This is a genomic window from Mycobacterium pseudoshottsii JCM 15466, from assembly GCF_003584745.1.
In the GTDB taxonomy this organism is placed as follows: Bacteria; Actinomycetota; Actinomycetes; order Mycobacteriales; family Mycobacteriaceae; genus Mycobacterium; species Mycobacterium marinum.
In genome coordinates, this window is record NZ_AP018410.1 from 1,689,112 (window position 1) to 1,715,606 (window position 26,495).

Sequence of the window (26,495 nt, forward strand, 5' to 3'; positions counted from 1 at the left end):
CTTACGCGGAACCCGGATCCCGCGGCCCGGGCGCCCGCTCAGACAGCGGCGGTATCGGGCTCGGCAAAACCGGGGATCAGCTCTTCGGACAGCGCCTTGATCGGCACATGCGCATCCAGCTGGCACAAAATGGCGGCCACCGACGCGATCACACGCATCGGAATGGCCAGCTTGGGCGGTAGATCCATTTGCCGAGCCGCTTTGATCTGCGCGACCGAGCGGTCAATCTGGCTCACGGTCATCCGCTGTAGCCACCTACGCGTGTAGTGGAAGACCTCGACTTGGATGGGTTCGACGTACTGGCGCAGCATCTCGTCGATCTCTCGCACCGAGACCTGTTGCCCCCGCTGGATGAGCCCGGCTTTCTCCATCGTCGGCAACAGCAGGTCATAGTTCTTGTCACGAGCCAACCGAATGGTCATCCCGAGCTCGATGGGGTAGCCGCCGGGCATCGGCGCCACCGCGCCGAAGTCGATGACGCCCATCCGCCCGTCTGGCAGCAGCATGAAGTTTCCCGGGTGCGCATCGCCGTGCAGCATCTCCAGCCGCCGCGGCGCGTCGAAGGTGAGCTCGAGCAGCAGCGTGCCCATGAGGTCGCGCTCCTGCTGGGTCCCGTTGCGGATGATCTGCGACATCGGCACGCCGTCGATCCACTCCTGGATCACCACCTTTGGCGCACTGGCCACGATGTGCGGTACCAGGAAGCGTGGGTGACCCGCGTAGGCCTTGGCGAAGGCACGCTGGTTATCGGCTTCGAGCCGGTAGTCGAGCTCCATTTCGGTCCGCTCGATCAGCTCGTCGACGACGCCCTGCACGTCGGCACCCGGCGAGAGTTGCTTGAAGACACCGACCATTCGCTGCATCGTCTTCAGATCGGCCTTCAACGCCTCATCGGCGCCGGGGTATTGGATCTTGACCGCCACTTCCCGGCCATCCGACCAGATCGCCTTGTGCACCTGGCCGATGCTCGCCGAAGCGACCGGGGTGTCGTCGAACGAGCCGAATCGATCGCGCCATTTGGTGCCTAGCTGCGCGTCCAGCACTCGATGCACCTTGGCCGCCGGCAACGGTGGTGCGTCTTTTTGTAGCTTGGTCAGTGCCTCGCGGTACGGTTCGCCAAATTGCTCGGGAATGGCCGCTTCCATCACGGACAACGCCTGTCCGACTTTCATCGCTCCGCCCTTGAGCTCACCCAAGACCGTGAAGAGCTGGTTGGCCGCCTTCTCCATCAGCTCGGCGTTGACCTCATCTTTTGACTTGCCGGCCAGTCGCTTGCCGACCCCTAGCGCTGCCCTGCCAGCAAAGCCGACCGGAATGCTGGCCAGCTTTGCGTTGCGCGCGGCCCGGCCGCGTTTGATGTCCGACACACCCCCATCATCCATTACGGACCTGTGCGCAGGGTATTGATCTGGCTACAACTGATTTCAATTGATTCAATCGCAATTGGTGCGGCCGTCCCAGCGCTGACGTTGCGTCGAGACCGGCGCGATCAGCAGCGCATATGTAATCTCTTGCAGGTCGCAATGGTGTGACTCATCGAAACCCACGTCCGGAGGGTGGACCCCGAGAAGCCATGTCAGCAAAACAGACGCAGCACGAGGCCGCAGATGCCCTGTTCAGGGCGATCATCGAAACGTTGGACAAGCACCGCAAAGATTGCACCTTGACCGAGGGCGTACTGGACGACTTGGCCAGGGCGTACGCGGCGATCTCCACCAACGTTCCCGAGCAGGGTCGCCTGGGCTAGCGGGCCCGCGGGGCCGGCGTCAGCACGAGCACAACGGGTGCCTGGCCCAATACCGCGCCACGACGGAGCCCGCCTGGAGGTCGAATTCCAACGTGGCATTCAGCGCCGACGGCGGATCGGACGGGTTTTCCTGATCTCGGACCGCGGCGATCACACCGTTGATTTGGCGCAGCGCCAGCGCCGCCGTCGCCAGCACGGTGGCCCGATCGGCCACCCCCACGGTGTCACGAAGCTGCGCCGCGATGGCCGGCCAGGCCGGGTCGCGGTCGCTGCGGTGTAAGTCGGCGCACCGCAGGCAGCTGGTCACGCCGGGAATCACCAACGGTCCGACCAGCCCGGTGCCGTCGCGAACCCGAACCGGCAGGTGCGCGATGCCCTCCCTTTGCAGGTCGCGCACCAGGCGCGGCTCGGCCACCAGGTTGTCGGACAACACCACCAGATCCACGGCGCTGCGGGTGACCGCCGCGTGTGGCTGACTGCTTTGGCCGATTCGTGCCCCCGAGCAACGCAGCGCCTGCACCAGCAGGTCGGACAACGGCCCGCGGCCGTGGATCCGGATTGACGCCGTTCGGCCGGTCCGATCCCGGTGCCGGCGGGTCGCGACGCCGGCACCGACCAGTTGGCTGACCAGGTTGGCCACGTCACCGGGCACCCATCCGCGGCCGGTGGCGTGGCGTTGCAGTTCGGTGATCGGTATCGGTGATCGCATGGACCGCAGCAGTTCGGCGACCGCCGTCGTCGTCAGCCCCTCTGGCGGGCGGATCAGCACGGCCCGTTGCGGATCCCAGCCCACCTGCACCGCACCGTCGGGACGCAGCAGCACCGGCATCGCCGGATCCAGCGAGTACAAGGCGGGCATGACCCGAGACTGTGCCAGGCCGGCCGGGCAGACCCCGCTCAGTTATCCACAGGACCGGCGCCCGGGTCCTCCCGGTTGCGCATGTCGCGGTCGAGCTCGGCTTTCAGGTCGGACAGTGCCTCGTCGATACCGGAGGTGTCGCCCCCGATGGTCCGATCGATGAACGCCGCCGGGTCATCGAGGTCCTCGATGGAGGGCAGCAGGTCGGGGTGCTGCCAGACCGCGTCGCGCGCGTCGATACCGGCGCCCTGAGTCAGCCGGTCCCATAGGGCCGCGGCCTCGCGCAGTTTGCGGGGCCGAAGTTCCAAACCGACCAGTGTCGTGAAGGTCTGCTCGGCGGGCCCGCCACTGGCCCGGCGGCGACGAAGTGTCTCGCTGAGCGCGGCGGTGCCCGGAATCCGGTCACCGAGTGCATCGGTCACCACGGTCTGGACCCAGCCTTCGATCAGGGCCAGCAGTGTTTCCAGACGCTCGAGCGCCTGGGTCTGCGCCGGGGTTGCCTGCGGCTCGAACACCCCTTGGCTCAACAACTGCTCCATGGCCACCGGATCGCCCAGCGTGGCCGGGTTGAAGTCGCGGGCCAGCTCCTCGATGCCGCTCATGTCGATCTTCATGCCCGCCGCGTAGGCCTCGACCGCGCCCAGCAACTGGCTGGACAGCCAGGGAACATGGCTGAACAGACGATGATGCGCCGCCTCCCGGGCGGCCAGGAAGGTCATGATCTCGCTGCGCGGCTGTTCGAGGCCGGAGGCAAACGATTCGACGGCCTCGGGAAGGATCGCCGCCACGCCCTTGGGGCCCAACGGCAGACCGATGTCGGTGGAGGTCAGCACCTCACGGGACAGCCGGCCCAACGCCGGGCCCAGCTGCGAACCGAACGCCATGCCGCGCATCTGCGACATCATCGACAGCAGCGGTCCGGCCATGCTCTTGGCTTCCTCCGGCAGCGAGGATGCCCACACCGACGAGATCTGCTGGGCCATGGGATCGCACAGCCGCTTCCAGACGTCCATGGTGTTGTCGACCCAGTCGGTGGGGCCCCAGCCCACCGCCTTGGCGGTGCCGGCGGGCAGCGAGGTCGCCCCGTTGAGCCAGGTCTCAGCCAGGTGCACCGCGTCGGAGATGGCGGAGTTGGTCGCGTCGGGGATGGGCGCGATGAAGCCGATCGAGCTGGCGGCGACTTGCCGGGCCAACTGGTAGTTGACCGGGCCCGAGCTCTGGCCCGAGGTCATGGCGCTGCCGACGCCGCCGAACATTTCGCCCAGGCGGGTGAAGATCTGGCCCAGATCGGCCATGCCGAAATCCCCGCCGATGCCGAACGCGCCCAGCGGGTTGGCGTCCGACCCAGACTCGGGATCGTTGTTACCGGGCTTGTCGCGCCCAGATCGATCGTCGCGGGGGTCGTCTCCGGAGGAGAAGCCGAAAGGCAGGTCAGCCATAACCCCAACGGTACTCACCGGGGGAACAGAAAGCGCGAGGCACGGTCATGCTTGTAGCTGAACCGGCACCTGCTAAGGCCGTCTAGTGTATGCGGCGTGAACAGGCGGATATTGACGTTGATGGTGGCGCTGGTACCGATTGTGGTGTTCGGGGTGCTGCTAGCGGTGGTGACGGTGCCGTTTGTGTCACTGGGCCCCGGCCCCACCTTCGACACCCTCGGCGAGGTCGACGGCAAGCAGGTTGTCCAGATCGAAGGTACCCAAACGCACCCGACAACGGGTCACCTCAATATGACGACCGTGTCTCAACGCGATGGGCTGAGCCTGGGTGAGGCCCTGACCCTGTGGTTGTCCGGGCAAGAGCAGCTGGTGCCGCGCGACCTGGTGTATCCGCCGGGTAAGTCGCGCGAAGAGGTCGACAACGCCAACAGTGCGGATTTCAAGAACTCCGAGGAAAGCGCCGAGTACGCGGCCCTGGAGTACCTGAAGTACCCCGACGCGGTGACGGTGGCCACCGTGAGCGAGCCCGGTCCGTCCGCGGGCAAGTTGAAGGCCGGTGATGCCATCGACGCGGTCAACGGCACCGCGGTGGCCAATGTCGAGCAGTTCACCTCGATCTTGAAGGACACCAAGCCCGGCGACGTCGTGGTGATCGACTTCCGCCGGAAGAACGAGGCGCCCGGCGTCGCGCAGATCACGCTGGGCACCAACAAGGATCGCGACTACGGCTTCATGGGCGTCGCGGTGCTCGATGCGCCGTGGGCGCCGTTCGTGGTCGATTTCCACCTCGCCAACGTGGGCGGCCCCTCGGCCGGGTTGATGTTCAGTCTCGCCGTGGTGGACAAACTGACCACCGGCGATCTGGTCGGTTCGACCTTTGTGGCCGGCACCGGAACGATCACCGCCGACGGCAAGGTCGGCCCCATCGGCGGCATCACCCACAAGATGGCGGCGGCCCGGGCCGCCGGCGCCTCGGTATTCCTGGTGCCGGCCAAAAACTGCTACGAGGCGGCCTCCGATACGCCCAGCGGCCTTCGGTTGGTGAAGGTCGAAACGCTGGGCCAAGCGGTGGACGCATTGCACGCCATGACCTCGGGGACAGCGACGCCGAGTTGCTAGCACCAGGGGATGCGTAGAGTTGTGACCGTCTAGACAAATCTCTAGCAGCCGGTCGGGAAACGTCTCGTGGAACGACGGCCTTCAAAACGGCGCCAGCCAAACCGAGCAGGGAGCGTAGCTAGTGGGGATGCGGCCCACCGCAAGGATGCCGAAGCTGACTCGGCGCAGCCGGGTTTTGATCTTGATCGCTTTGGGTGTGATCGCCCTGTTGTTGGCGGGTCCGCGTCTGATCGACGCATACGTGGACTGGCTGTGGTTCGGCGAGCTTGGCTATCGCTCGGTGTTCACCACCGTGCTGGTCACCCGATTCCTGGTTTTTCTGGTGGCAGGAGTGCTGGTCGGCGGCATTGTCTTCGCCGGGCTGGCGCTGGCCTACCGCACCCGCCCGGTTTTCGTGCCGAACAACGACAACGATCCGGTGGCGCGCTATCGCACCGTCGTGCTGGCTCGGCTGCGGCTGTTCGGGATCGGGATTCCGGCGGCGATCGGCCTGTTGGCCGGCATTGTCGCCCAGAGCTACTGGGTTCGGATCCAGCTGTTCTTGCATGGCGGTGACTTCGGGATCACCGACCCGCAGTTCGGCAAGGACCTCGGCTTCTACGCCTTCGAGTTGCCCTTCTACCGGCTGCTGCTCAGCTACTTGTTTGTCGCGATCTTCCTGGCGTTCGTGGCCAACGTGGTGTCGCACTACCTGTTCGGCGGCATCCGGTTGACCGGCCGCAGCGGCGCCCTGAGCCGCTCGGCGCGCATTCAGTTGGTCAGCCTGGTCGGGGTGCTGGTGCTGCTCAAAGCGGTCGCCTACTGGTTGGACCGCTATGAGCTGCTGTCACACACCCGCGGCGGCAAACCGTTCACCGGCGCCGGATACACCGACATCAATGCCGTGTTGCCGGCGAAGCTGATTCTGATGGCCATCGCCGTCATCTGCGCGGCGGCGGTGTTCTCGGCGATCGTTCTGCGCGACTTGCGGATTCCCGCCATCGGTTTGGTGCTGTTGCTGCTCTCGTCGCTGATCGTCGGCGCCGCCTGGCCGATGATCGTCGAGCAGATCAGCGTCAAACCCAATGCGGCGCAGAAGGAAAGCGAGTACATCAGCCGAAGTATCACGGCGACGCGGCAAGCCTATGGGCTGACCTCAAATGTGGTGACGTATCGCAACTACACCGGCGACGGCGAAGCGACCGCACAGCAGGTCGCCGCCGACCGCGCCACCACCTCCAACATCCGGCTGCTCGACCCGACGATCGTCAGCCCGGCATTCACCCAGTTCCAGCAGGGCAAGAACTTCTACTATTTCCCCGACCAGTTGTCGATCGACCGCTACTTCGACCGCAACAACAACCTGCGTGACTACGTGGTCGCGGCGCGCGAACTCAACCCGGACCGGCTGATCGACAACCAGCGGGACTGGATCAACCGGCACACCGTGTACACCCACGGCAACGGATTCATCGCCTCGCCGGCCAACACCGTTCGGGGCATCGCCAACGACCCGAACCAAAACGGCGGTTACCCCGAGTTCCTGGTCAACGTCGTGGGCGCCAACGGCACCGTCGTGTCCGACGGTCCGGCGCCGCTGGATCAGCCGCGGATCTACTACGGGCCGGTCATCTCCAACACCCCCGCCGACTACGCGATCGTGGGCAAGACCGGTGCCGACCGGGAATACGACTACGAGACCAGTGCGGACACCAAGAACTACACCTACACCGGTAGCGGGGGAGTGTCGGTCGGCAGCTGGATCTCCCGCACCGTGTTCGCGGCCAAGTTCGCCGAGCGTAACTTCCTGTTCTCCAACGTGATCGGCTCCAACAGCAAGATCCTGTTCAACCGTGATCCCGCGCAGCGGGTGGAGGCGGTGGCGCCGTGGCTGACCACCGACAGCGCGGTCTACCCGGCGATCGTCAACAAGCGGATGGTTTGGATCCTCGACGGCTACACCACCTTGGAAAACTACCCGTACTCGCAGCTGACCTCGCTGTCGTCGGCGACCGCGGACTCCAACGAGGTCGCCTTCAACCGGCTGCTCCCGGACAAGCAGGTCTCCTACATCCGCAACTCGGTGAAGGCCACCGTCGACGCCTACGACGGCACCGTCACGCTGTACCAGCAGGACGAGCAGGATCCGGTGCTCAAAGCCTGGATGCAGGTCTTCCCCGGGACGGTCAAGCCCAAGGGTGACATCAGCCCGGAGCTCGCCGCACACCTGCGCTACCCCGAAGACCTGTTCAAGGTGCAGCGCATGCTGCTGGCCAAGTACCACGTCAATGACCCGGTGACCTTCTTCTCCACCTCGGATTTCTGGGACGTGCCGCTGGACCCGAACCCGACCGCCAGCAGCTATCAGCCGCCGTACTACATCGTCGCGAAAAACATTGCGAAGAATGACAATTCGGCGTCATATCAGCTGATCAGCGCGATGAACAGGTTCAAGCGCGACTATCTGGCCGCCTATATCAGCGCCAGCTCGGATCCCGCGACGTACGGAAAGATCACCGTATTGACCATCCCGGGGCAGGTCAACGGTCCCAAACTGGCCAATAACGCGATCACCACCGATCCGGCGGTGTCCCAGGACCTGGGTGTGATCGGGCGAGATAACCAGAACCGCATCCGCTGGGGCAACTTGCTGACTCTTCCGGTGGGCCAGGGCGGGCTGCTCTACGTCGAACCGGTGTATGCATCCCCGGGTGCCAGCGACGCGGCCTCTTCGTACCCGCGCCTGATCCGGGTGGCGATGATGTACAACGACAAGATCGGCTACGGCCCCACCGTGCGCGATGCGCTCAACGGGCTGTTCGGGCCGGGTGCCGGTGATGCCGCCACCGGAATCCAGCCCACCGAGGGCGGAGCACCCGCCAATGTTCCGCCCAACAACGCGCCCTCGCCGGAGGCGCTACCGGGAACGCCGCCATCACCGCCCACAGCGGTGCCGCCGGCTCCCGAGGCGTCGGTGACGCTGTCACCGGCCAAGGCCGCGGCCATGAAAGAGATTCAGTCGGCCATCGGCGCGGCGCGTGATGCGCAGAAGAAGGGCGACTTCGCCGCCTACGGGGCAGCGCTGCAACGGTTGGACGACGCGATCACGAAGTTCAACAACACCCAGTAGGGGCGGGCTGGGGCTTGCCCTTGTCGCCCTTGTTGCTCTTGTCGCCCTTGCCGCCGCGAGCGTGCGTGTCTGTGCACTGACACGCCGCTTGGGCCGGCATTTTGCGCACGCTGGTGCTGGCCGTGGCCGACGTGGTGGTTGTCGTTACCCGTGCATGCGGCGGGCCACTTCGCCGTAGCGCTCGAATCGCCCAGGGTCGCCCAGGGCGTTGTACATCACCAGGCGGGTGGCGATGCCCCCGTATTTGTCGGTCAGCGCATCGGCCAGCCCATCCCAGCTGGACTCGGTGGCAAAGGCATCGATGTGCTCATCGGAGATCTGGGCCATCATGGCGGGGAAATCCCCGGCTTTCTGCTTTTCCCGAATCCGCGCGGTGGTCCCCTCGAACCCGGCCTCGTCCCAGATGAACGCGTAATTGGGCGTGCTTCCGTAGAAGGCCATGCTGGCGCGCACCGACTCGCGTTCGATCGCACGCTCCTCGTCGCTGTCGCCGACGATGGTCATCACCGGCAGGATGACGGCGATGTCCGCCGGTGAGCGCCCGGCTTTCGCGGCGCCCTTGGCGACGTTGGGCACGACATGGCGGGTGAGGTAGCCAAGCTCGCCGAGCGGATGGATGTGTACCCCGTCGGCCACCTCGCCCGCCATCCGCAGCATCCACGGATTCACCGCTGCGATATCGACTTTGGGGTCGGGGGCATCGATGGGGCCCGCGCTCCATTGGGGGGTGATGAAGTCGAGATCGTAGAACTCGCCATGGTGGTCCAGCGTCCCCGTGCGGAAGGCGGAGAAACACGCCTTGACGGCGAGCACGTAATCGCGCAGGCGCGGGCCGGGGCGTTCAAAAGCCATGCCGTAGCGCCGCACCACGTGGGTGCGTACCTGGGTGCCCAGACCGAGCCGGAACTTTCCGCCCGTCGCCTCCTGCAGCTCCCAGGCCGTGGCCGCGGTGACGAACGGACTGCGGGGAAAGGCCACCGCCACGCCGGTGGACAGCTCCAGGCCGGGCGCGGCCTGTGAGGCGATAGCGGCGTTGAGATAGGCCGTGCGGCCGGTTTCGGTGAACAGTAGACCGGAGAACCCCGCGGCCTGGGTGCGACGGGCCAGATCGCCGATCTGAGCCAATGGTTGCGGGATCGTCATCACATCGATGTGCACGCCGTCACAGTATGCCCGCGAAGCCGTCGCTGGCGATGCCTCCGCGGGCGGTAGTGCCCAAAACGTCCAGTTGAGCGCCGCTGTTGGGTCGTCTTGCCGCGGGCCGGATTGTTTGTTCGGTGTCGGGCGCCGACGGCGCCGCGTTTCCAGGCGTTTTCGGGCCGCGCGGGCCGCTGAGCGTGCGATTTGGAGAGCCCCGTACGTGTTCGGTAACCTTGCATTCACCAACGCGGGGTGGAGCAGCTCGGTAGCTCGCTGGGCTCATAACCCAGAGGTCGCAGGTTCGAATCCTGTCCCCGCTACCAGCGGAAATGGCCCTCGGAGGAGACTCCGGGGGCCATTTTCATTGGCGTCCATCGGACGACGATGGATGTGAGGACGGGCCGGTTGGTTTTGCCGGCGTAGAAGTGCTCGGATGCGGTAGCTGGTGAAGCCGCAGCCGATGCGTTTGATCAGCTTGTTTACATATTGAGCGAGTGCAACCACGCGTCTTCCCGCGCCAGAGCAACTCGCGACGGCACCCGCCGGCAAGTCCACCGGCGACCATCTGCCAGTGTGGTGGGCATGACTGCAAAGAAGCCTGAGATCGACTTTCCCGGCGGGGAGCCGCCCACCGACCTGGTCATCACCGACGTCGTGGAGGGTGACGGTGCGGAGGCTACCTCCGGCAAGACGCTGGTCGTGCACTACGTCGGGGTGGCCCACTCCACCGGCGAGGAGTTCGACGCTTCCTACAACCGCGGTGACCCGTTGATGTTCAAACTCGGCGTCGGCCAGGTCATCCAGGGTTGGGATCAAGGCGTGCAGGGCATGAAGGTCGGCGGCCGCCGACAGCTGCATATCCCCGCCCACCTCGCTTACGGCGACCGTGGCGCCGGAGGCGTCATCAAGCCCGGCGAGTCGCTGATCTTCGTGGTGGACCTGCTCGATGTCAGATAGCAAATGAGACCAGGCGAACATTCGACAACCTCTGGCCGCTAGCCCAGCGGCCGCAGGTTCGAAATTCGGTCCCCGCTACCAGCGAAGATGGCCCTCGGAGAGACTCCGGGGGCCATCTTCATGCGTTCTGCGAGCGTGACCCCGGTGCATTCGCGCCGGCGAGCGCGCCTGACCCCGCAGCGGCGCGGCCACTACCTACAATTGCCCAAGCCCGCCGACGGCATGTTCCAAGAGCGCCGGCGGGCGTGAGTGGCGCGTAGGTCATCAGCTCGATCGAGGGTGAAGTGGAGGGCCGCGATGGCGCATGACGCGACCGCGCATGACCCGGGCGAAAACCTGGACCGAACCCGACTACCGCTGCCGGATACACCGACCGGCGGCCATTCCGGCAAGACGGTCGCCGAGTCGAAGATGGCGACCATCACCCCCATCCGGCCCCCGCAGGGGGCGCCGAACGTGGTGATCGTGCTGCTCGACGACGTCGGCTTCGGCGCCACCGCAACATTTGGTGGGCCGGTTGAAACCCCGGCCGGTGACGCGTTGGCCCAGGAAGGGCTGCGGTACAACCGTTTCCACACCACGGCGCTGTGTTCGCCCACCCGGGCCGCGTTGCTGACCGGCCGCAACCACCACGTCGTCAACACCGGAACCATCACCGAGTTTGCCACCGGCTACGACGGCTACAACTGCATCATCCCGAAATCGGCGGCGACCGTAGCCGAGACGTTGCGACAGAACGGCTACAGCACAGCGGCTTTCGGTAAATGGCACAACACTCCGGTATGGGAAGTCAGCGCGGCCGGACCGTTCGATCGGTGGCCCACTGGGATGGGCTTCGAAGAGTTCTACGGATTCATGGGGGGTGAAGCCCACCAGTACAACCCGGGTCTGTATCACGGCACCACGCCGATCGAACGACCCGAAGACGCCGAGGACTATCACCTGAGCACCGATCTCGCCGATCGCATGATCGAGTGGGTCCACCGGCAGCGGGCCATGGCGCCGGACCGGCCATTCTTTGCCTACTGGGCGCCCGGCGCGACCCACGCGCCCCACCATGTGGCGCCGGAGTGGAGCGATCCGTTCCGGGGCCGCTTCGACCAGGGCTGGGACGTGCTGCGCGAGGAGATCTTCGCCCGGCAGAAGCGGTTGGGGGTGATTCCCGCCGATGCCGAGCTGACCGAGCGCCACGAGTCGCTTCCCGCGTGGGACTCGCTGCCCGAGCAGCGCCAGCGCATCGCATCGCGACTGATGGAGGTGTATGCCGGGTTTCTGGCCCACACCGACCATGAGGTCGGGCGAATCATGGACGCCCTCAAAGAGATTGACGTATGGGACAACACGCTGTTCATCTACATCATCGGTGACAACGGCGCCGCCCCCGGGGGCGGGCTCGGTGGCGTCTTCAACGAAATGGTCACCCTCAACGGACTCCAGGAGGACGTCGATGTGGTGCTGTCGAAGATGGACGAGATCGGCGGGCCGAGGGCCAGCAACGAGTATCCGGTCGGATTCGCCTGGGCCATGTGCACGCCGTTTCAGTTCACCAAGCAGTTCGCCAGCCATTTCGGCGGCACCCGCAACCCGATGATCGTGAGCTGGCCCGCGCGGATCACCGACCGCGGCGGGCTGCGTTCGCAGTTTCACCACGTCGTGGACATCGCACCCACCATCTTGGAGGCCGCGGGTATCCCCGCACCCGAGATCGTCAACGGGGTGGCGCAAAAGCCCCACGACGGGATCAGCCTGATGTACACGTTCGACGACGCGGAGGCCGCCGATCGTCGCCGCACCCAATACTTCGAGATCGGCGGTCTGCGCGGGATCTACCACGAGGACTGGATGGCCTGCACCTACCACGGTCGCATCCTGTGGCGACCGGGGGCGCTGCCCGCGTTCTCCGACGATCGCTGGGAGCTCTATGACCTGTCCCGCGACTACAGCCAGGCCGTGGACCTTTCGGCGCAATTCCCCGACAAGCTCGAGCAACTCAAGGCGCTGTTTGACGCCGAAGGCGTGAAGAACAACGTCTTTCCGCTCGATGACCGGGGCCGCCTCGCCCGCGCGCTGGAGCCCCGGCCCACGATCTTGGGATCGCGGACCTCGATCTCATTCCGCCAAGGCGCCACCCGCATCCCCGAAGACATCATTCGCAGCGCCTTCAATCGGTCGTATTCGATCACCGCAGTCATCGACACCCCCGGCGGCAGCACGGTCGAAGGGGTGCTGCTGGCGGCCGGGGGATACTTCGCCGGCTTGTCGCTGTATGTGCAGCACGGGATCCCCAAGTTCACCTACAACTATTTCGGGTCGACCTACACCACCGTCGCGGCCACCGAGGCCCTGCCCGCCGGCAAAGCCACCGTGGCGATGGAATTCGACTACGACGGCGGCGGTCTGGGCAAAGGGGGACTGGTCAGACTGCTGCTCAACGGACGCGACGTCGGGCAATCTCGCATCGAACGGACCGTGCCGCTGGGCTTCAGCGCCGACGAGGGCGTCGACATCGGCATGGACTGCGGAACCCCGGCCGCAGACACCTACGAAGGCACCTTCGTGTTCAACGCCACGATCGAGCAGGTGACCATCCAGTTGCGCTGATCCGCCGGCCGATGCGGCCACTCCGGCGCGACTGTTGCGGAGTCCGCCACGGCCCGCAGGCCTGGCCGGTATTGTCGACGGCGTCCCTTTCCCGGTTGGCTTTGGCATGCAGATGGATATCTCGACGGCAATTTCCAGTCCCGAGCTCGAAGCGCTGTCCCGCCGATACGCGGCAGCGGTCGATCACCGAGACAGTGCTGCCCTCATCGAGGTGTTCACCCCCGATGCGACGATGCGAATCCACCGCCCCGGACGCGAACCCGCACTGCTCACCGGTCACAGCGAGCTAGCGGGGATCATCACCATCGTGGCGCGCTTCCCGCGCACCGTACACCTGGTGGCGCAAAGCCTCTACGTCATCGAAGGGAAGACGGCCAGCGGCGAAGTCTATTGCACCGCCAACCATTTCAGTGAGAAGCAAGGTGCCTGGCGTAACCACGTGATGTACATCCGCTACCTGGACCGGTATCTGCTCGGCGGCGACGGGGCGTGGCGGATCTCGCACCGCACCGTCGCCATCGATGCCACCGAGGACCGTCCCGTGTCGATCACCGAAGGCGGGGCATGACCTCGGTGCAACTGTCGATGGGGATCCCCTCATTTTCGGCCGAGCCGCCACCGAGCTGGGAACACCTGACCGACTGGGCCCAACTTCTCGAGGGCTTTGGGTTTGATCGAGTGCTGGTTTCCGAGCACATCGCGTTCGGCGCGCACATGGACGCCTACGCAAATCCCGCGACGGGGGGAACCGCCGGTGGCCGCCAGCCCACCGGCCCGGACGGCCACTGGTTGGAGCCGCTGACCACGCTGACTTATCTTGCCGCTCGCACCGAACGAATCCGGTTGGGCACCAACATCCTGCTCGCCGCGCTGCGGCCCGCGGCGGTGTTGGCGAAAACCCTGGCCACCATGGATGTGCTGTCAGGTGGGCGCATCGACATCGGTGTGGGCGTGGGCTGGCAGCGCGAGGAATACGAGGCCGCTGGTGTCGACTTCGACCGCCGCGGGGCGGTCCTGGATCAGACCCTGGAAGTGTGTCAGCGCTTGTGGCGGGAGAACGAGGTCAGCTTTGAGTCTGCGGGGCTGAATTTCGAGCGGATCCATCAGATGCCCAAGCCCGCGCAGCCGGGGGGAGTGCCGATCTGGGTGAGTGGGACGGTCAACCGGGCGGTCGCCCGCCGGCTGGCGCGCTTCGGAGCGGGCTGGATTCCCTGGGGTCCCGACGCGCGCGATGTCGCCGCGGGAATCGCGCGGATGCGCGCGGCGGTGGCACATGCCGGTGGCGACCCGAACGGTTTCGGCGTAGCGGGCGCGCTGCGGGTCAAAGCTGATGCGGATGGCCGACCCGACCTGGCCGACGTGGCCGAGCGGGCAAAAATGCTGCGGGACGCGGGCGTCACCGAGCTGAGGATGACCCACTGGCCACTCGCGCCGGAAAACCGCGAACGTGACATCAGCGCCGTCGTCGAAGCGGTGCGCGCCGCCACCGGCGGCTGAGGCCACTTGCGCTGGGGCCCAACGTTCGTCGCCTTAGCCGAGAGGGCGCCCTAGCGCTCTGTGCTGATCGCCGGCGGATAAGGCAGATCGGTGCTGGTGTGCGGATCTACCCGCACCGGGCGGCCCAGGTAGGGGAAGGCGCGTTGCGGGCAGGAGGGGCGATCGCAGATCTTGCAGCCCGCGCCGATGGCGGCGATCGCCTCGGTGTCGGTCAGGTCGACCCCGACGGAGTAGATCAGCTTGTCGGCGTGGGCCAGGTCGCATCCCAGGCCGATGGCAAAGCTCTTCCCGGGTCCGAGGTAGCGGCTGGGCTCGGCGGTGGTGGTTCGGGCGATCCAGAAATAGGTTCGCTCATCGGGCATCTGGGCCACCTGGGTCAGGAACTGACCGGGCCGGGCGAACGCTTGGTGAATCACCCACAGCGGACAGTTCCCGCCGACTCGGGAGAAGTGAAATGCCGTGGCGGATTGGCGCTTGGAGATGTTTCCGGCACTGTCGGTGCGGACGAAGATGAACGGGACCCCGCGGGCGTTGGGGCGCTGCAGGGTGGACAGCCGGTGACAGATGGTCTCGAAGCCGACCTCGAATCGGCGCGCCAGTTGATCGATGTCATAGCGCGTGCTTGCGGCCGCGTCCAGAAACGGCCGGTAGGGCAGCAGCAACGCTCCGGCGAAGTAGTTGGCCAGACCGATGCGGGCCACCCTCCGCGCCTCATCGCTGAGCTGATCGTCACCGGCGATGATGCCGGTGATCAGGTCGGCCTGGGTCAGCAGCGCGATCTGAGTGGCCAGCTGAAAGGCGCGCTGGCCGCGGTTGAGCCAGCGGGCCAGGTAGAGCGTCTTGGACTCTGGCTGAAACATGCGCTTGGAGTTGGGGTTTAGCGACTGCCCATCGTCGAGCACCACGGTGATGCCGAGGTTGTCGCCGAGTAGCCGCGCCAATTGCGCGTCAAGCCCCCCGAGGTGCAGGCCGCGGCGGCCGAACATCTGCTCCGCGGCGATGTCCAACTCGCCGATGTAGTTCTTTCGGTCATAGAAGAAGTCGCGGACTTCTTCGAAGGGCATCGGCTGCCCGGACACCGCCGAAACGTCGGCGGTGGCGCGGCTGTGCAGCGCTTCGAGCTCGGCGGTGGCGTCGTAGAGCCGTCGATGCAGGTTGACCAGCGTCTGTCCCACCGCGGGCATCCGGGCCACCAGTTCCTCGATCTGCGCCGGGGTGGCGGGCCCCTCGGCGAAGACCTCACGCAAGTCCGAGACCAGCCGTGCATCGGAGTCCGGCGCGAAATAGTGGGTCGGCAAGTCGAAACGTTCGGCAAGAGCGAGCAGCACCGAGACCGTGATCGGGCGCTGGTCGTTTTCCAGCTGATTGACGTAGCTGGTCGACAGGCCCAGCGCGCGTGCCAGCGCCACCTGGGTCAGCCCGTGGTCCTCGCGGAGTCGCCTCAGCCGCGCCCCGGCGAAGGTCTTTGGCACGTGTGACACCCTACGCGTACCGCCTTTCACAAGATTTGCAAAATCGCGCCGGTGAGGACACAAAATTACGCCCTTATAGGGCATTTACCCCGAATGTGTGGCTGCGTACTGTGCGGTTTATGCGGATGCACGACGTTCGAACCAGGCGCAGCGCCGAGGACTTCCCACGCCGCGAACACCTGGCGTACCAGATCGCCGAGGTGGCGGCGGACCCGGTCGCGGTGCCCGCCGAAACCGAGGCGATGGTGATCAACCGGATCATCGACAACGCTGCGGTGTCGGCAGCTTCGCTCACCCGCCGCCCGGTGGCCGTGGCCCGGGCGCAGGCACGGGCGTATCCGCGGTCAGACAGGGGCGCAAAGGTTTTCGGCATCACTGGGAACCATGCGCCGGAGTGGGCGGCCTGGGCCAACGGAGTCGCGGTGCGCGAGTTGGATTTTCATGACACCTTTCTGGCTGCCGAATACTCCCACCCGGGCGACAACATCGCACCCTTGGTCGCCGTCGCCCAGCACCTCGGCCTGGATGGCACCGACCTGATCCGAGGCATCGCCACCGGCTACGAGATCCAGATGGCCCTGGTCCGCGGAATCTGCTTGCACGAGCACAAGGTCGACCACGTGGCACACCTGGGCCCATCGGTGGCGGCCGGTCTGGGCACCATGCTCGGGCTGGACCCCGACACCATCTACTCCGCGGTCGGCCAGGCCCTGCACCTGACGACGTCCACCCGGCAGTCGCGCAAGGGATTGATCTCCAGCTGGAAGGCGTTCGCACCCGCCTGGGCGGGCAAGGTCGCCATCGAAGCGGTTGACCGCGCGATGCGTGGGGAAGGGGCGCCGGCGCCGATCTGGGAGGGCGAGGACGGCGTGATCGCCTGGCTACTGTCGGGCCCCGAGCACACCTACCACGTCGCACTGCCCGGCCGCGGTGAACCAAAGCGGGCCATTCTGGACAGCTACACCAAAGAGCATTCGGCCGAATATCAGAGCCAGGCCCTCATCGATCTGGCCCGGCGGATGCGCGGGCGCATCGGTGACTCAGACCAGATCGAGACCATCGTGCTGCACACCAGCCATCACACGCACGTGGTGATAGGCACCGGCTCCAACGACCCGCAGAAGTTCGACCCGGATGCCTCGCGGGAGACCCTCGACCACTCGGTGATGTACATCTTTGCGGTCGCCCTGCAGGACGGCAGCTGGCATCACGTGCGCTCCTACTCGCCGCAGCGGGCGCACCGACCGGACACGGTGGCGCTGTGGCACAAGATCTCCACGGTCGAAGATCCGGAGTGGACCCGGCGCTACCACAGCGCCGATCCGGCGGAAAAGGCATTCGGTGCGCGCGCGGAAATCACCCTCAACACTGGCCAGGTGATCGTCGACGAGCTGGCCGTCGCGGACGCTCATCCGCTGGGGGCCCGTCCTTTTGAGCGCAAGCAGTACGTGGCCAAGTTCCTCGGCCTGTCCGACGGGGTGATCGGTGAAACCGAGCAGCGACGGTTCCTCTCGACGGTCGAGGGCCTGTCGAGCCTGCCGGCGGGCTCGCTGGGTGGGCTCAACCCGATCGCCGATGCGGGGGTGCTGGACCGGTCCCCGACGATTCCGCCCGGGATCTTGTGATGAAAACGGTGTTGGGCACCGCGGTGTCGGCGACCGAGAAGCGCACCGGGTTTCGCGCTGCGCTGGAAAGTGGCCGGCTGCTGCGATTCCCGGGAGCCTATTCGCCGCTCGTGGCCCGATTGGTCGCCGAGATCGGCTTCGACGGGGTGTACGTATCCGGTGCTGCGCTCTCGGCCGACCTGGGGTTGCCCGACATCGGCTTGACCACCCTGACCGAGGTCAGCGCGCGGGGAGCGCAGATCGCGGCCGCCAGCGAGCTGCCCACTTTCATCGATGCCGACACCGGTTTCGGTGAACCGATGAGCGCGGCCCGCACGGTGGCCGTGCTCGAAGATGCCGGGCTGGCCGGCTGCCACCTGGAAGATCAAGTCAACCCCAAGCGGTGTGGGCACCTGGACGGCAAGGCGGTGGTGCCCGTCGGCGTGATGGTCAGTCGGCTGCGGGCCGCGGTATCGGCGCGGCGCGACCCCAATTTCATCGTCTGCGCTCGCACCGACGCCGCGGCGGTCGAAGGGCCCTCCGCTGCGATCGATCGGGCCAAGGCCTACGCCGACGCGGGCGCCGACCTGATCTTCACCGAGGCGCTGCGCACCCCCGCGGAGTTCGAACAGTTTCGCGCGGCGGTGGATACACCGTTGCTGGCCAACATGACCGAGTTCGGAAAGTCTGGGCTGCTGAGCGCCGATGAGCTCCGCGGGATCGGCTACAACGTGGTGATCTATCCGGTGACCACCCTGCGACTAGCCATGTACGCTGTCGAGGCCGGTCTTCGCGAAATCGCCGATGCGGGAACCCAATCCGGACTTCTGAACCGCATGCAGCAGCGTAGCCGGCTCTACGAGCTACTGCGCTACGCCGACTACCAGCAGTTCGACTCCAGCATCTACAACTTCGTCCGCCAAGGAGATCGGCCATGAGCACCCTCGACGACACACCTCGAATCTGTAAGGGCCTGGCCGGCGTCGTGGTCGACAACACCGCCATCTCCAAGGTTGTTGCCGAGACCAACTCGCTCACCTATCGCGGGTATCCGGTTGAGGACCTCGCCGCGCACTGCAGCTTCGAGCAGGTGGCCTACTTGTTGTGGCACGGCGAGCTTCCCGACGACCAGCAGCTGGCATTGTTCATGCAGCGCGAGCGCGCCGCCCGCCGGTTGAACCGATCCATGTTGTCGCTGTTGGCGAAACTGCCCGATACCTGCCACCCGATGGACGTGGTGCGGACATTGATCAGCTACCTGGGGGCCGAAGACCCCGACGAGGACGACAGCAGCCCGAGGTCCAACTACGCCAAGTCGCTGCGGATGTTTGCGGTACTGCCCACCATCGTTGCGGCCGATATGCGGCGTCGGCGCGGCTTGGCACCCATCGCGCCCCACAGCCACATGAGTTACGCGCAGAACTTCTTGCACATGTGCTTCGGCGATGTCCCCGAGAGCGCGGTTGTGGATGCCTTCGAGCAATCCCTGGTGCTCTACGCCGAACACAGCTTCAACGCTTCCACGTTCGCCGCCCGGGTCGTCACCTCCACCCAATCCGACATCTACAGCGCGGTAGCGGCGGCGATCGGTGCGCTCAAGGGGACGCTGCACGGCGGGGCAAACGAAGCGGTGATGCGCGACATGCTCGAGATCGGTTCGGCGGACCAGGCATCGGAATGGTTGCGGCGCAAGCTGGCTCGCAAGGAAAAGGTGATGGGCTTTGGCCATCGGGTGTATCGCAACGGCGATTCCCGGGTCCCGACCATGAAACGGGCCCTCGACCGGGTGGCTGCCGTGCGTGATGGCCAGCGGTGGCTGGACATCTACCAGGTCTTGGAGCGGGAGATGCTGGCCGCCACGGGAATCAGGCCGAATCTGGACTTTCCCACCGGTCCCGCCTACCACTTGATGGGATTCGATATCGGCTCCTTTACCCCGATCTTCGTGATGAGCCGTATTACCGGGTGGACCGCACACATCATGGAACAGACCGCGTCCAACGAGTTGATCCGTCCGCTCAGCGAATATGTGGGTCCGGCCCAACGCACGCTGAAGTTCGCCCGATAGAGACGTTGGGCCGCGAGCGGCTGCCCGCCGGGGCGCCGGACGATGTCAATCAATACGGGATCCGGCGCCGTGGCAGCTGGCGACGGTGTAACGTCGGTCATGAATCCATTGGCCAGGGCTGACCGGAGTGCTTGTTCATAACTGAGACGCCAGGCCGTGCGTGGTTTTGTTTGTCGATCCTCACATGCGTGTGCCGGGTCTACCCGAAGCGAAGGGATCGCGGATGGATCGCCAATTGTCTTGGCCGGGCCAACGGGAGGCGGTACCCGTTCCTGCGCCGCCAATCTCGCCGCGGCAAATTGGGCGCCAAGGTCTTGACGGCACAAAGCGTGCTGTCGCCGGCGCGATGTTGTTGACGCCATGAGCGCAACTGCGGCTGCTCGGCGCTTGGCTAGTCCGGTGCGGGTTGCCGTGGCGATCGATCTGGGTGCGGTCCTTGACGGGGCATGGTGGCCACGTACAGCCTCGATATCCCAGGAGCTGCCCGAGTTGGTCGACGCCCTGTCCTCGCGCCTGGGCAAGATCATCGAGATCAGCGTCAACTGGTCTTCGCTGGACGGCTCACCGGATCTCGACGCGCTGAACCCGCTCAGAAGTGGTGAACCCGCTCGGCCCGCCGGGCGCCAGCGGCTGATGATGATCACGGGTAGCCGGGCCTCGGCAAACCTGCTGGTCGTACCGTGCCGAACCTCGGTCGCCCTGGCGAAGATGATCCTGCGCAGTGCCGCGCGGCTGCCCATCATGCCCATCGAACGCGAAACCCAGGAATTCCGGACCAGCGACGACGTGGTGCGGGCCGCGCGTGCACAGAGCGCCTTGGGTGGGCAACATCCGCCCGATTGCGAACCTGACCCCGCTGCTCCAGCGATTCCCGATTGATCAATCCGCCCGAACCCCGGGGCGTCGGCGAGCTTACGTGCGGGTACCACAAACTCCGGTCCGCCCAATCCGAGCGACCGTATCGGCAACGCGTCACCTTTGGCGCGCAGTGAGAAAAGGATGGGTGTTATGGCCATGCAGGACAGGTGTGATGCACCACAGGTTCATCCATCCGAGATTCGGATCGGTGACACCATCGGCACCATGGACGACGAACATCTTCCATTCCTGGTCAAGCTGATCAGCGAACCGCAGCGAAGTCCGCAGCGCTGGACATTTTTCGGCAGCGACGAGCGGAGTCTGCAGCACGTGAGCACCTGTGGCGAGGACCAATTGGTTCACCGATACGGCAAGGCGTCGTGACGGCGCCGTTATCACCCGATTGCCAGTGCCCCTACCTCGACCGGGATTGAGTCACTAGACTCCGGAGTTCATGGCCATTCGTCGCGCTGTGCTCGCCATCTCCGACATCGGCGGATACACCAATTACATGAATTGGAACCGGATGCACCTGGCCCACGCGCAGTGGGCGGTCGCCGAACTGCTCGAGGCGGTCATCGACGCCGGCAAAGGCCTCAAGCTGGCCAAGCTGGAGGGGGACGCGGCATTCTTCTGGGCCCCCGGCGGAGACGCGAAAGTCGTTGTTTGTGAACGTATCGCGGCCATGCGGCAAGCTTTTATGGAACGACGGGAACGGATCAAGAAGGACATCTCCTGCGACTGCAAGAGCTGCGCACAGATCGATGATCTGTCGCTGAAGTTCGTCGCGCACGAGGGCGAGGTTGCCGAGCAAAAGGTCAAGCGCCGACTTGAATTGGCCGGGGTCGACGTCATCCTGGTGCACCGGATGCTGAAAAACTCGGTGCCGGTGTCGGAGTACGTGCTGATGACAGAGTCCGTTGCGGAATGCCTTGATGAGTCGATACGCGGGCTCTCGATGCCGCTGACCCACGATTTCGAAGGCATTGGTCAAACGCCGACGTACTACATCGATCTGGCCACCGCCGAGGTGCGTCCCGTGGTGCCCGAACGCGGTTTCGTGAGCCGGTTTTCGGAGATGTTCAAGTTCGAGCTGAAGTCGCTGCCATTCATCCTGGGCGCCAAGCAGGCGTGCGCGGGCTTCCGCAACCTCGATCGCGGCCGAGCCGAGGGACTGCCGGCGGCCTGACGTGGCGCCGCCGTCGTAAGCCCACCCTAGCCTGGCTAGGATCACGGGGTGTCGATTGCGCTGCTTCGTGAGATGTTCGAGAAGATGGTCGTTGCCAAGAACGCCGAGTTGATCGGGCATTACTACGACCCTGACTTCGTGATGTATTCCGACGGGCTGCGCCAGGAATTCGCCGAGTTCAGCGAGGGGCACCGCAAGATCTATGCGAGCGCCATCAGCTACGCGATCGAATACGACGAGGACGCGTGGGTGCAAGCCCCCGACCGGGTCGCCGGACGCGTGTGGATCACCACATCGCGGCCCGGGGAAAAGCCGACGCGAATCGAAGTCATACTCATCGCCGCATACCGAGACGGCCGCATCCACCGAATCTGGGAGACAACATGGCCGAGTTGGCGCAATGTGGCCGCGCTCGAAGACTACTGATCGGCCCTGTCCGGTAGCACCGCGACGGCCTGATGCGCGCGCCAGCGACCACCGATCGGGCGGTGGTGGATGAGGCCTGAACCTGCGGCGGTCGCCCGGGACTTCATTGCGGCGTTCTCGGCGGCGGACTTTGGCGCGATGCGACATCTGCTCGCCGCCGACCTGATTGCGCACATCACCAACGCCGATGGCGGTGCGGACGTCGTCAACGGACGCGAAGACTACCTGCGCCGCATCGAGGCAATGGATCTGGATGCGGCGCAGTTCCGGGTCGAGTTGACCCAGCCGCCCCAGCCCGTCGATACCGATCGTGTCCTGGTCATGGTCGAGGTCCGTGCCCGTAAAGGCGACAGTGACCAGCTCCAAGACCTGCACAACTACGCGGCCCACTTATTGCGGGTCGTGCGCGGACAGATCGCAGAACTCCACATGGTTGACGCGAAACCCGCTGAAAGCGCCAGGTTTTGGGCCTAGCGCGGCGTCGTCACTGCAGCTGGCGCATCAACTCGGCGGCCGCGGATCGGCCGCTGATCAGCGCTCCGTGCACGGTGGCGGGATTGTCGACCCCCACGGCCTCACCGGCCAGGTAGAGCCGATCGCTGATCGGTTCCTACAGCTGGCGGCGATCGTCGAGGCCGGATCCCGGTGCGTGAAAGGAATACGAGCCGAGGGCAAGGGGATCGGTGCTCCAACCCGACGATCGGACCTCGGCGGGGGCGATGTCTTTGCCGAACAGCTGCCGGGCGACCGGTAGCGCGCCAGACATCAACTCACTGGGGGAGCAGGACTCCACGTGCCGGCCACGACGGCCGGCGTTGAAGGCCAGCACAATTGGGCCCGCGGCGGCCGGCAGGGTAAGCCACTGTGACCACATGCTGCCCGGGGGGCCGAGGAACTGGTAGAAGGCGTTGTCGGCATCCCAGGTGCGTCTGTCGAACCGGAAGTAGCTCTTGGACAGGACTCCAAATCCCAACGCGACTATGGCGCGACGGTGGTCATCGGGCAGGGGAGGATCAAAGGTGATGGCGCCGGCTTTCAGGACGCCCAGTGGGGCGGTGACTATTGCCGCGGGCCCCTGGAAGGTTCGGCCCGCCGCCCGCACCAACACCGAGTCATCCTTGTGCACAATGGAATCGACCTTCGTGCCGAAGACGATCGGCAGCCTGTCGGCGAGGCGCCGCGGCAATGCGTCGTAGCCGCTGGTGATAACGACCTGCGGCCCGCTCGAATACGTGCCCTGGTCGTAAGTCGTCGCGGAGAGCTGATCCGCGTCCGCGGCGTACTCGTCTTCGATCACGGTGTTGACGTAGTAGGCCAACTCGGCGCGCTCCCGGTCGGACAGGTCGTCACGGGGGGCCTGAGCGTCCAGCGCCGCGGCCAGACTCCCGTCGTCGACATCGCGGCGAGCTTGGGCCACCAGCCGTCGCCAGGTGTCGTCGTCGTAGCTGATCGGCTCGAGGCGCGGGTCAACCGCCAGCTTGGCCGGGGTGTCATAGTCGGTTGGCGCAAGCCGTGCCTCGACTTGGCCGGCCAGCTCGACGAGCGGATTGTCGGTCGTGCCGTGGATCCAGGAGGCGCCCATTTCCAGCGGCACGCCCCAGTCCCGGACGGTATTGACCCGGCCGCCGACCCGATCGCGGGCCTCGATCAGCCGCACCGGCCATCCGGCATCGGCAAGTGCACGCGCGGCGCCCAGCCCGGCCATCCCGGCGCCGATGACCAGAATCGACCGCGTATCCATCTTATCCGCCGGCGTTGCGGGGGCGCTCGGCCGGGCTGCGTGATCCGACGCGCATCCGGCGCCCAACTCGGCAGCGGCGCCGCAGCTCAGGCCCGCTGTCGCCGCCAAGAATTTCCTGCGGGGTACCCGGGACACGTCGTCAGCGTCTCATATTTCACCCGATCGCGGCTGGTCCGCGGCCCGGGGGTCGTTATCGGACCGTGTTCGGGGATTGTGATCGGCGGCACATTGCGCTCATGTAAACTTTCGCCCATCCAGAAGGCGGCAACGGGGCCGCGTTGAAGGGGGAGCGGCGATGAGTGCTCGGAAGGCCACCGACGGCAAGGCGCATACCAAGGCGCCCGCTGCATTGCCGGACGTTCTACCCCCGAGCCGCAGCCTTACCGTCCGCGCGGCGGACGGCACCGCACTGCACACCCAGGTCTTCGGGCCGGCCGATGGCTACCCGATCGTGTTGACGCATGGTTTCGTCTGCTCCATCCGGGCCTGGGCCTACCAGATCGCCGACCTGGCGACCGACTACCGGGTGATTGCATTCGATCATCGTGGTCACGGGCGCAGCGGCATCCCGCGGCGCGGCGGCTACACCCTCGAACACCTTGCCTCCGACCTGGATTCGGTATTGGATGCGACGTTGGCCCCGCACGAGCGGGCGCTGATCGCCGGACATTCGATGGGCGGCATCGCTATCTCCGCTTGGTCCGAGCGCTACCGGCACAAGGTGCATCGGCGTGCCGACGCCGTCGCATTGATCAACACCGCCACCGGCGACTTGCTGCGCAAGATCAGAATGCTGTCGGTGCCGCGGGAATTGTCGGCGGCTCGAGACTTTGCCGGCCGGGGTCTGATCAACGCGTTCGGCGGGTTTCCGCTCCCGAGCGCAGTCCGGATTCCCACCCAGTACTTGATCGCGATGATGGCGGTCGGGGCCGACGCCCATCCAACCGCGGCACGCCTGCTCTACGAACTGTTCGCGCAGACGTCGGCGGCGGGCCGTGGCGGCTGCGCGCGGATGCTGGTCGGCGAGGTCGGATCGCGCCACATCAGTCTGGACGGTTTGACGGTACCGACGCTGGTGATCGGAAGTGAGCGTGATCGGCTCACGCCGATCAGCCAGACCCGCAAGATCGCAAGCACTGCGCCCAACGTCTTCGATTTGGTCGAATTGCCGGGCGGGCATTGCTCGATGCTGGAACAGCACCACGAGGTGAACCGGCACTTGCGGACACTCGTCGATTCGGTCGGCGGCCGCTCCCGGGCCCGCATCAGCTCATAGCAGGGCGGCGACCTCCGCGGCAGCGCGTTGGCCCGACCTGACCGCCCCGTCGAAGTAGCCGGTCCATTCGTCCGCGGTCTCGGTACCGGCCCAGTGAATCGGCCCGACCGGTTTTCGCAATAACTGGCCGTATCTGGTCCACGACCCTGGCGGTACCGCGGCGGTGGGTCCGCCTGGCGCGAATTGTTCTGTGCCCCAGCAGTAATCGGCGTAGTCGAGGGGCTCGAGCTCGTCATCTCCGAACAGCGAGGCGAAACAGCGCAGCGTCCGGTCGCGACGCTGGTCGGCAGATAGCGAGTCGAATTCACGGGCGTCGACGAAGCCCATCAGAATGCCGGGACCGTCGTCGTGCGGACTGGCGTCGAAGATGATGAAAACGGGGCCCATGTCTGACAACGACTGCCCGGTGAAGCCGTTGATGCGCCAAAATGGCGTCGAATACGCCGCGTAGGCCTTGCTCAACCGGCCCTGCGGCCAGTTGTCGGCGAGTTCCTGGTACCCGGTGGGCAGCGGGGGGTTGAACTCGATGGCGGCGCGATGCGCGGGCGGAATCGCGACAATGACAAAGCCCGCCTCGGCCTGGCCTTGATCGGAGGTGACGGTCACACCGGCACCGTGTCGGTCGATGCGACGAACGGGTGCGTCCAGCACGACATGGGTGCCCAGTTCGGCCGCGGCCAGTTCGGCGATCTGCTGGGTGCCGCCGGGGATGAGCTCCTGCTGGGCCCCGTTTTCCACATCGAGCAACCGGTCCAGCCCGCCGGCGGCCCGCACGTAGCGGGCCGCGTGCAGCATGGACACGTCGTCGGGCTCGCACCCCCAGGTCACCCGGGTCATGATCGCCATCAGGTCGTGTGAGGACGCAGAAGCGCGAACCGATCTCAGCCATTGCCGCAGCGAGACACCGTCGAGGTCGGCGGCCCGGTTCGCAGCCCAGGGAGCCGATATCGGGATGCTGCGGGCAAGCCTCTCGAATTGCCAGCGTAGCCGCGCGATGTCGAGCAGCCCCGTCAGCGAAAGTCTGGGAATGGTGCCGCTGTAGGGGCGGACCCCGCCGCGCCAGCGGATCACGTTCTTGCCGTCGTGGAAGGTCGGAACGGTGGGAACACCCAACTCGGCGGCCAGCGCCAGGACTGCGTCCTGGGTGGGGCCAACGAACGAGCCGCCCATATCCGCCGGCAATCCGGCGATGGAGCCGGTGAAAGAGCGGCCGCCAACGCGATCGCGACCTTCTAGTACCAGCACATCATGACCTTGACGCGCCAGGTCGCGGGCTGCGGCCAGACCGGCAAAGCCGGCGCCCACTATCACCACGTCGACAATCCACGATGGGTTTGTCACGCCCTCCAGTGAACAGCATCTCAGCCCATCCGTACGCTAAATTTCGATTGCC

The 26,495-nt window shown here is 65.8% G+C and carries 22 protein-coding genes, 1 tRNA gene and 1 pseudogene; 17 read left to right on the top strand and 7 right to left on the bottom strand.

Features of this window, described 5'->3' with window-relative positions:
- Positions 1–38: 38 nt before the first annotated feature.
- The gene (locus MPSD_RS07625; RefSeq protein WP_012393232.1) at positions 39–1,382 is read right to left on the bottom strand and encodes a macrolide-binding ATPase MABP-1; all 1,344 of its coding nucleotides are present in this window, start codon (positions 1,380–1,382) and stop codon (positions 39–41) included.
- Between the two features lie 191 nt (positions 1,383–1,573).
- Here MPSD_RS07625 and MPSD_RS07630 point away from each other — a divergent pair, with 191 nt between their 5' ends.
- Positions 1,574–1,747, top strand: a complete 174-nt coding sequence (locus MPSD_RS07630) for a hypothetical protein (protein ID WP_012393233.1) — start codon at positions 1,574–1,576, stop codon at positions 1,745–1,747.
- A gap of 19 nt (positions 1,748–1,766) precedes the next feature.
- Here MPSD_RS07630 and MPSD_RS07635 read toward each other — a convergent pair whose 3' ends face one another.
- Positions 1,767–2,606, bottom strand: a complete 840-nt coding sequence (locus MPSD_RS07635; RefSeq protein ID WP_015354904.1) for a TOMM precursor leader peptide-binding protein — start codon at positions 2,604–2,606, stop codon at positions 1,767–1,769.
- Between the two features lie 38 nt (positions 2,607–2,644).
- On the bottom strand, positions 2,645–4,063 hold the full coding sequence (locus MPSD_RS07640) for a zinc-dependent metalloprotease (protein ID WP_086085401.1): 1,419 nt from the start codon (positions 4,061–4,063) through the stop codon (positions 2,645–2,647).
- Positions 4,064–4,141: 78 nt separating this feature from the next.
- Between MPSD_RS07640 and MPSD_RS07645 the strand changes: the two genes are divergently transcribed.
- Positions 4,142–5,164 carry a YlbL family protein gene (locus MPSD_RS07645; RefSeq protein WP_011740464.1) on the top strand — a complete coding sequence of 341 codons (1,023 nt, stop codon included), beginning with the start codon at positions 4,142–4,144 and terminating at the stop codon, positions 5,162–5,164.
- A gap of 121 nt (positions 5,165–5,285) precedes the next feature.
- Positions 5,286–8,273, top strand: coding sequence for a UPF0182 family protein (locus tag MPSD_RS07650; RefSeq protein ID WP_020788317.1), 2,988 nt, complete (start codon positions 5,286–5,288; stop codon positions 8,271–8,273).
- A gap of 144 nt (positions 8,274–8,417) precedes the next feature.
- Here the strand turns inward: MPSD_RS07650 and MPSD_RS07655 are convergent, their stop codons facing one another.
- A complete protein-coding gene (locus MPSD_RS07655) occupies positions 8,418–9,431 on the bottom strand; it encodes a TIGR03617 family F420-dependent LLM class oxidoreductase (protein WP_020788316.1) in 1,014 nt (337 codons plus the stop codon).
- A gap of 228 nt (positions 9,432–9,659) precedes the next feature.
- Between MPSD_RS07655 and MPSD_RS07660 the strand changes: the two genes are divergently transcribed.
- From MPSD_RS07660 to MPSD_RS07680, 5 genes are all read left to right on the top strand, one after another.
- A tRNA-Met gene (locus tag MPSD_RS07660) sits at positions 9,660–9,736 on the top strand.
- 259 nt (positions 9,737–9,995) lie between these two features.
- Positions 9,996–10,370 carry an FKBP-type peptidyl-prolyl cis-trans isomerase gene (locus MPSD_RS07665; protein WP_015354909.1) on the top strand — a complete coding sequence of 125 codons (375 nt, stop codon included), beginning with the start codon at positions 9,996–9,998 and terminating at the stop codon, positions 10,368–10,370.
- 297 nt (positions 10,371–10,667) lie between these two features.
- A complete protein-coding gene (locus MPSD_RS07670) occupies positions 10,668–12,971 on the top strand; it encodes an arylsulfatase (RefSeq protein ID WP_020788313.1) in 2,304 nt (767 codons plus the stop codon).
- A 112-nt stretch (positions 12,972–13,083) separates the two neighbouring features.
- Positions 13,084–13,539, top strand: a complete 456-nt coding sequence (locus MPSD_RS07675) for a nuclear transport factor 2 family protein (RefSeq protein WP_231991308.1) — start codon at positions 13,084–13,086, stop codon at positions 13,537–13,539.
- Positions 13,536–14,468: a TIGR03619 family F420-dependent LLM class oxidoreductase gene (locus tag MPSD_RS07680; RefSeq protein WP_020788311.1), complete on the top strand. Its 933-nt coding sequence runs from the start codon at positions 13,536–13,538 to the stop codon at positions 14,466–14,468. The genes MPSD_RS07675 and MPSD_RS07680 overlap by 4 nt, the downstream gene beginning before the upstream one ends.
- A gap of 50 nt (positions 14,469–14,518) precedes the next feature.
- On the opposite strand, the gene MPSD_RS07685 is transcribed toward MPSD_RS07680, so the two are convergent.
- On the bottom strand, positions 14,519–15,949 hold the full coding sequence (locus MPSD_RS07685; protein ID WP_086085402.1) for a short-chain fatty acyl-CoA regulator family protein: 1,431 nt from the start codon (positions 15,947–15,949) through the stop codon (positions 14,519–14,521).
- Between the two features lie 110 nt (positions 15,950–16,059).
- Between MPSD_RS07685 and prpD the strand changes: the two genes are divergently transcribed.
- From prpD to MPSD_RS07725, 8 genes are all read left to right on the top strand, one after another.
- Positions 16,060–17,565 carry a 2-methylcitrate dehydratase PrpD gene (gene prpD, locus MPSD_RS07690; RefSeq protein ID WP_036426841.1) on the top strand — a complete coding sequence of 502 codons (1,506 nt, stop codon included), beginning with the start codon at positions 16,060–16,062 and terminating at the stop codon, positions 17,563–17,565.
- The gene (gene prpB, locus MPSD_RS07695) at positions 17,565–18,482 is read left to right on the top strand and encodes a methylisocitrate lyase (RefSeq protein ID WP_015354914.1); all 918 of its coding nucleotides are present in this window, start codon (positions 17,565–17,567) and stop codon (positions 18,480–18,482) included. Before prpD ends, prpB begins: the two co-directional genes overlap by 1 nt.
- The gene (locus tag MPSD_RS07700) at positions 18,479–19,612 is read left to right on the top strand and encodes a bifunctional 2-methylcitrate synthase/citrate synthase (protein ID WP_020788309.1); all 1,134 of its coding nucleotides are present in this window, start codon (positions 18,479–18,481) and stop codon (positions 19,610–19,612) included. Before prpB ends, MPSD_RS07700 begins: the two co-directional genes overlap by 4 nt.
- A gap of 360 nt (positions 19,613–19,972) precedes the next feature.
- Positions 19,973–20,491: a DUF5994 family protein gene (locus tag MPSD_RS07705; protein WP_223162077.1), complete on the top strand. Its 519-nt coding sequence runs from the start codon at positions 19,973–19,975 to the stop codon at positions 20,489–20,491.
- Positions 20,492–20,620: 129 nt separating this feature from the next.
- On the top strand, positions 20,621–20,854 hold the full coding sequence (locus MPSD_RS07710) for a hypothetical protein (protein ID WP_086085403.1): 234 nt from the start codon (positions 20,621–20,623) through the stop codon (positions 20,852–20,854).
- Between the two features lie 70 nt (positions 20,855–20,924).
- Positions 20,925–21,659 (top strand): DUF2652 domain-containing protein, encoded by a 735-nt coding sequence (locus MPSD_RS07715; RefSeq protein WP_020788306.1) that lies wholly within the window; start codon positions 20,925–20,927, stop codon positions 21,657–21,659.
- Between the two features lie 48 nt (positions 21,660–21,707).
- Entirely contained in the window at positions 21,708–22,085 is a 378-nt protein-coding gene (locus MPSD_RS07720; RefSeq protein ID WP_012393251.1) for a nuclear transport factor 2 family protein, read from the top strand.
- Positions 22,086–22,154: 69 nt separating this feature from the next.
- Positions 22,155–22,559, top strand: a complete 405-nt coding sequence (locus MPSD_RS07725; protein WP_011740450.1) for a nuclear transport factor 2 family protein — start codon at positions 22,155–22,157, stop codon at positions 22,557–22,559.
- Between the two features lie 10 nt (positions 22,560–22,569).
- Here the strand turns inward: MPSD_RS07725 and MPSD_RS07730 are convergent.
- Positions 22,570–23,826 (bottom strand): annotated as a pseudogene (locus MPSD_RS07730) (flavin monoamine oxidase family protein).
- Positions 23,827–24,121: 295 nt separating this feature from the next.
- On the opposite strand from MPSD_RS07730, the gene MPSD_RS07735 reads away from it, so the two are divergent.
- Positions 24,122–25,102 carry an alpha/beta fold hydrolase gene (locus MPSD_RS07735; protein WP_012393253.1) on the top strand — a complete coding sequence of 327 codons (981 nt, stop codon included), beginning with the start codon at positions 24,122–24,124 and terminating at the stop codon, positions 25,100–25,102.
- Here the strand turns inward: MPSD_RS07735 and MPSD_RS07740 are convergent.
- A complete protein-coding gene (locus tag MPSD_RS07740; RefSeq protein WP_020788304.1) occupies positions 25,097–26,443 on the bottom strand; it encodes a flavin monoamine oxidase family protein in 1,347 nt (448 codons plus the stop codon). The two genes, MPSD_RS07735 and MPSD_RS07740, sit on opposite strands and share 6 nt — an antisense overlap.
- Positions 26,444–26,495 lie beyond the last annotated feature (52 nt).

Coding starts and splice junctions, on each gene's coding strand:
- MPSD_RS07700 (WP_020788309.1), top strand. CDS start 18,479: ATGAGCACCCTCGACGACACACCTCGAATCTGTAAGGGCCTGGCCGGC.
- MPSD_RS07705 (WP_223162077.1), top strand. CDS start 19,973: ATGAGCGCAACTGCGGCTGCTCGGCGCTTGGCTAGTCCGGTGCGGGTT.
- MPSD_RS07680 (WP_020788311.1), top strand. CDS start 13,536: ATGACCTCGGTGCAACTGTCGATGGGGATCCCCTCATTTTCGGCCGAG.
- MPSD_RS07635 (WP_015354904.1), bottom strand. CDS start 2,606: ATGCCCGCCTTGTACTCGCTGGATCCGGCGATGCCGGTGCTGCTGCGT.
- MPSD_RS07715 (WP_020788306.1), top strand. CDS start 20,925: ATGGCCATTCGTCGCGCTGTGCTCGCCATCTCCGACATCGGCGGATAC.
- MPSD_RS07675 (WP_231991308.1), top strand. CDS start 13,084: ATGGATATCTCGACGGCAATTTCCAGTCCCGAGCTCGAAGCGCTGTCC.
- MPSD_RS07735 (WP_012393253.1), top strand. CDS start 24,122: ATGAGTGCTCGGAAGGCCACCGACGGCAAGGCGCATACCAAGGCGCCC.
- MPSD_RS07625 (WP_012393232.1), bottom strand. CDS start 1,382: ATGGATGATGGGGGTGTGTCGGACATCAAACGCGGCCGGGCCGCGCGC.
- MPSD_RS07665 (WP_015354909.1), top strand. CDS start 9,996: ATGACTGCAAAGAAGCCTGAGATCGACTTTCCCGGCGGGGAGCCGCCC.
- MPSD_RS07630 (WP_012393233.1), top strand. CDS start 1,574: ATGTCAGCAAAACAGACGCAGCACGAGGCCGCAGATGCCCTGTTCAGG.
- MPSD_RS07670 (WP_020788313.1), top strand. CDS start 10,668: ATGGCGCATGACGCGACCGCGCATGACCCGGGCGAAAACCTGGACCGA.
- prpB (WP_015354914.1), top strand. CDS start 17,565: ATGAAAACGGTGTTGGGCACCGCGGTGTCGGCGACCGAGAAGCGCACC.
- MPSD_RS07710 (WP_086085403.1), top strand. CDS start 20,621: ATGGCCATGCAGGACAGGTGTGATGCACCACAGGTTCATCCATCCGAG.
- prpD (WP_036426841.1), top strand. CDS start 16,060: ATGCGGATGCACGACGTTCGAACCAGGCGCAGCGCCGAGGACTTCCCA.
- MPSD_RS07725 (WP_011740450.1), top strand. CDS start 22,155: ATGAGGCCTGAACCTGCGGCGGTCGCCCGGGACTTCATTGCGGCGTTC.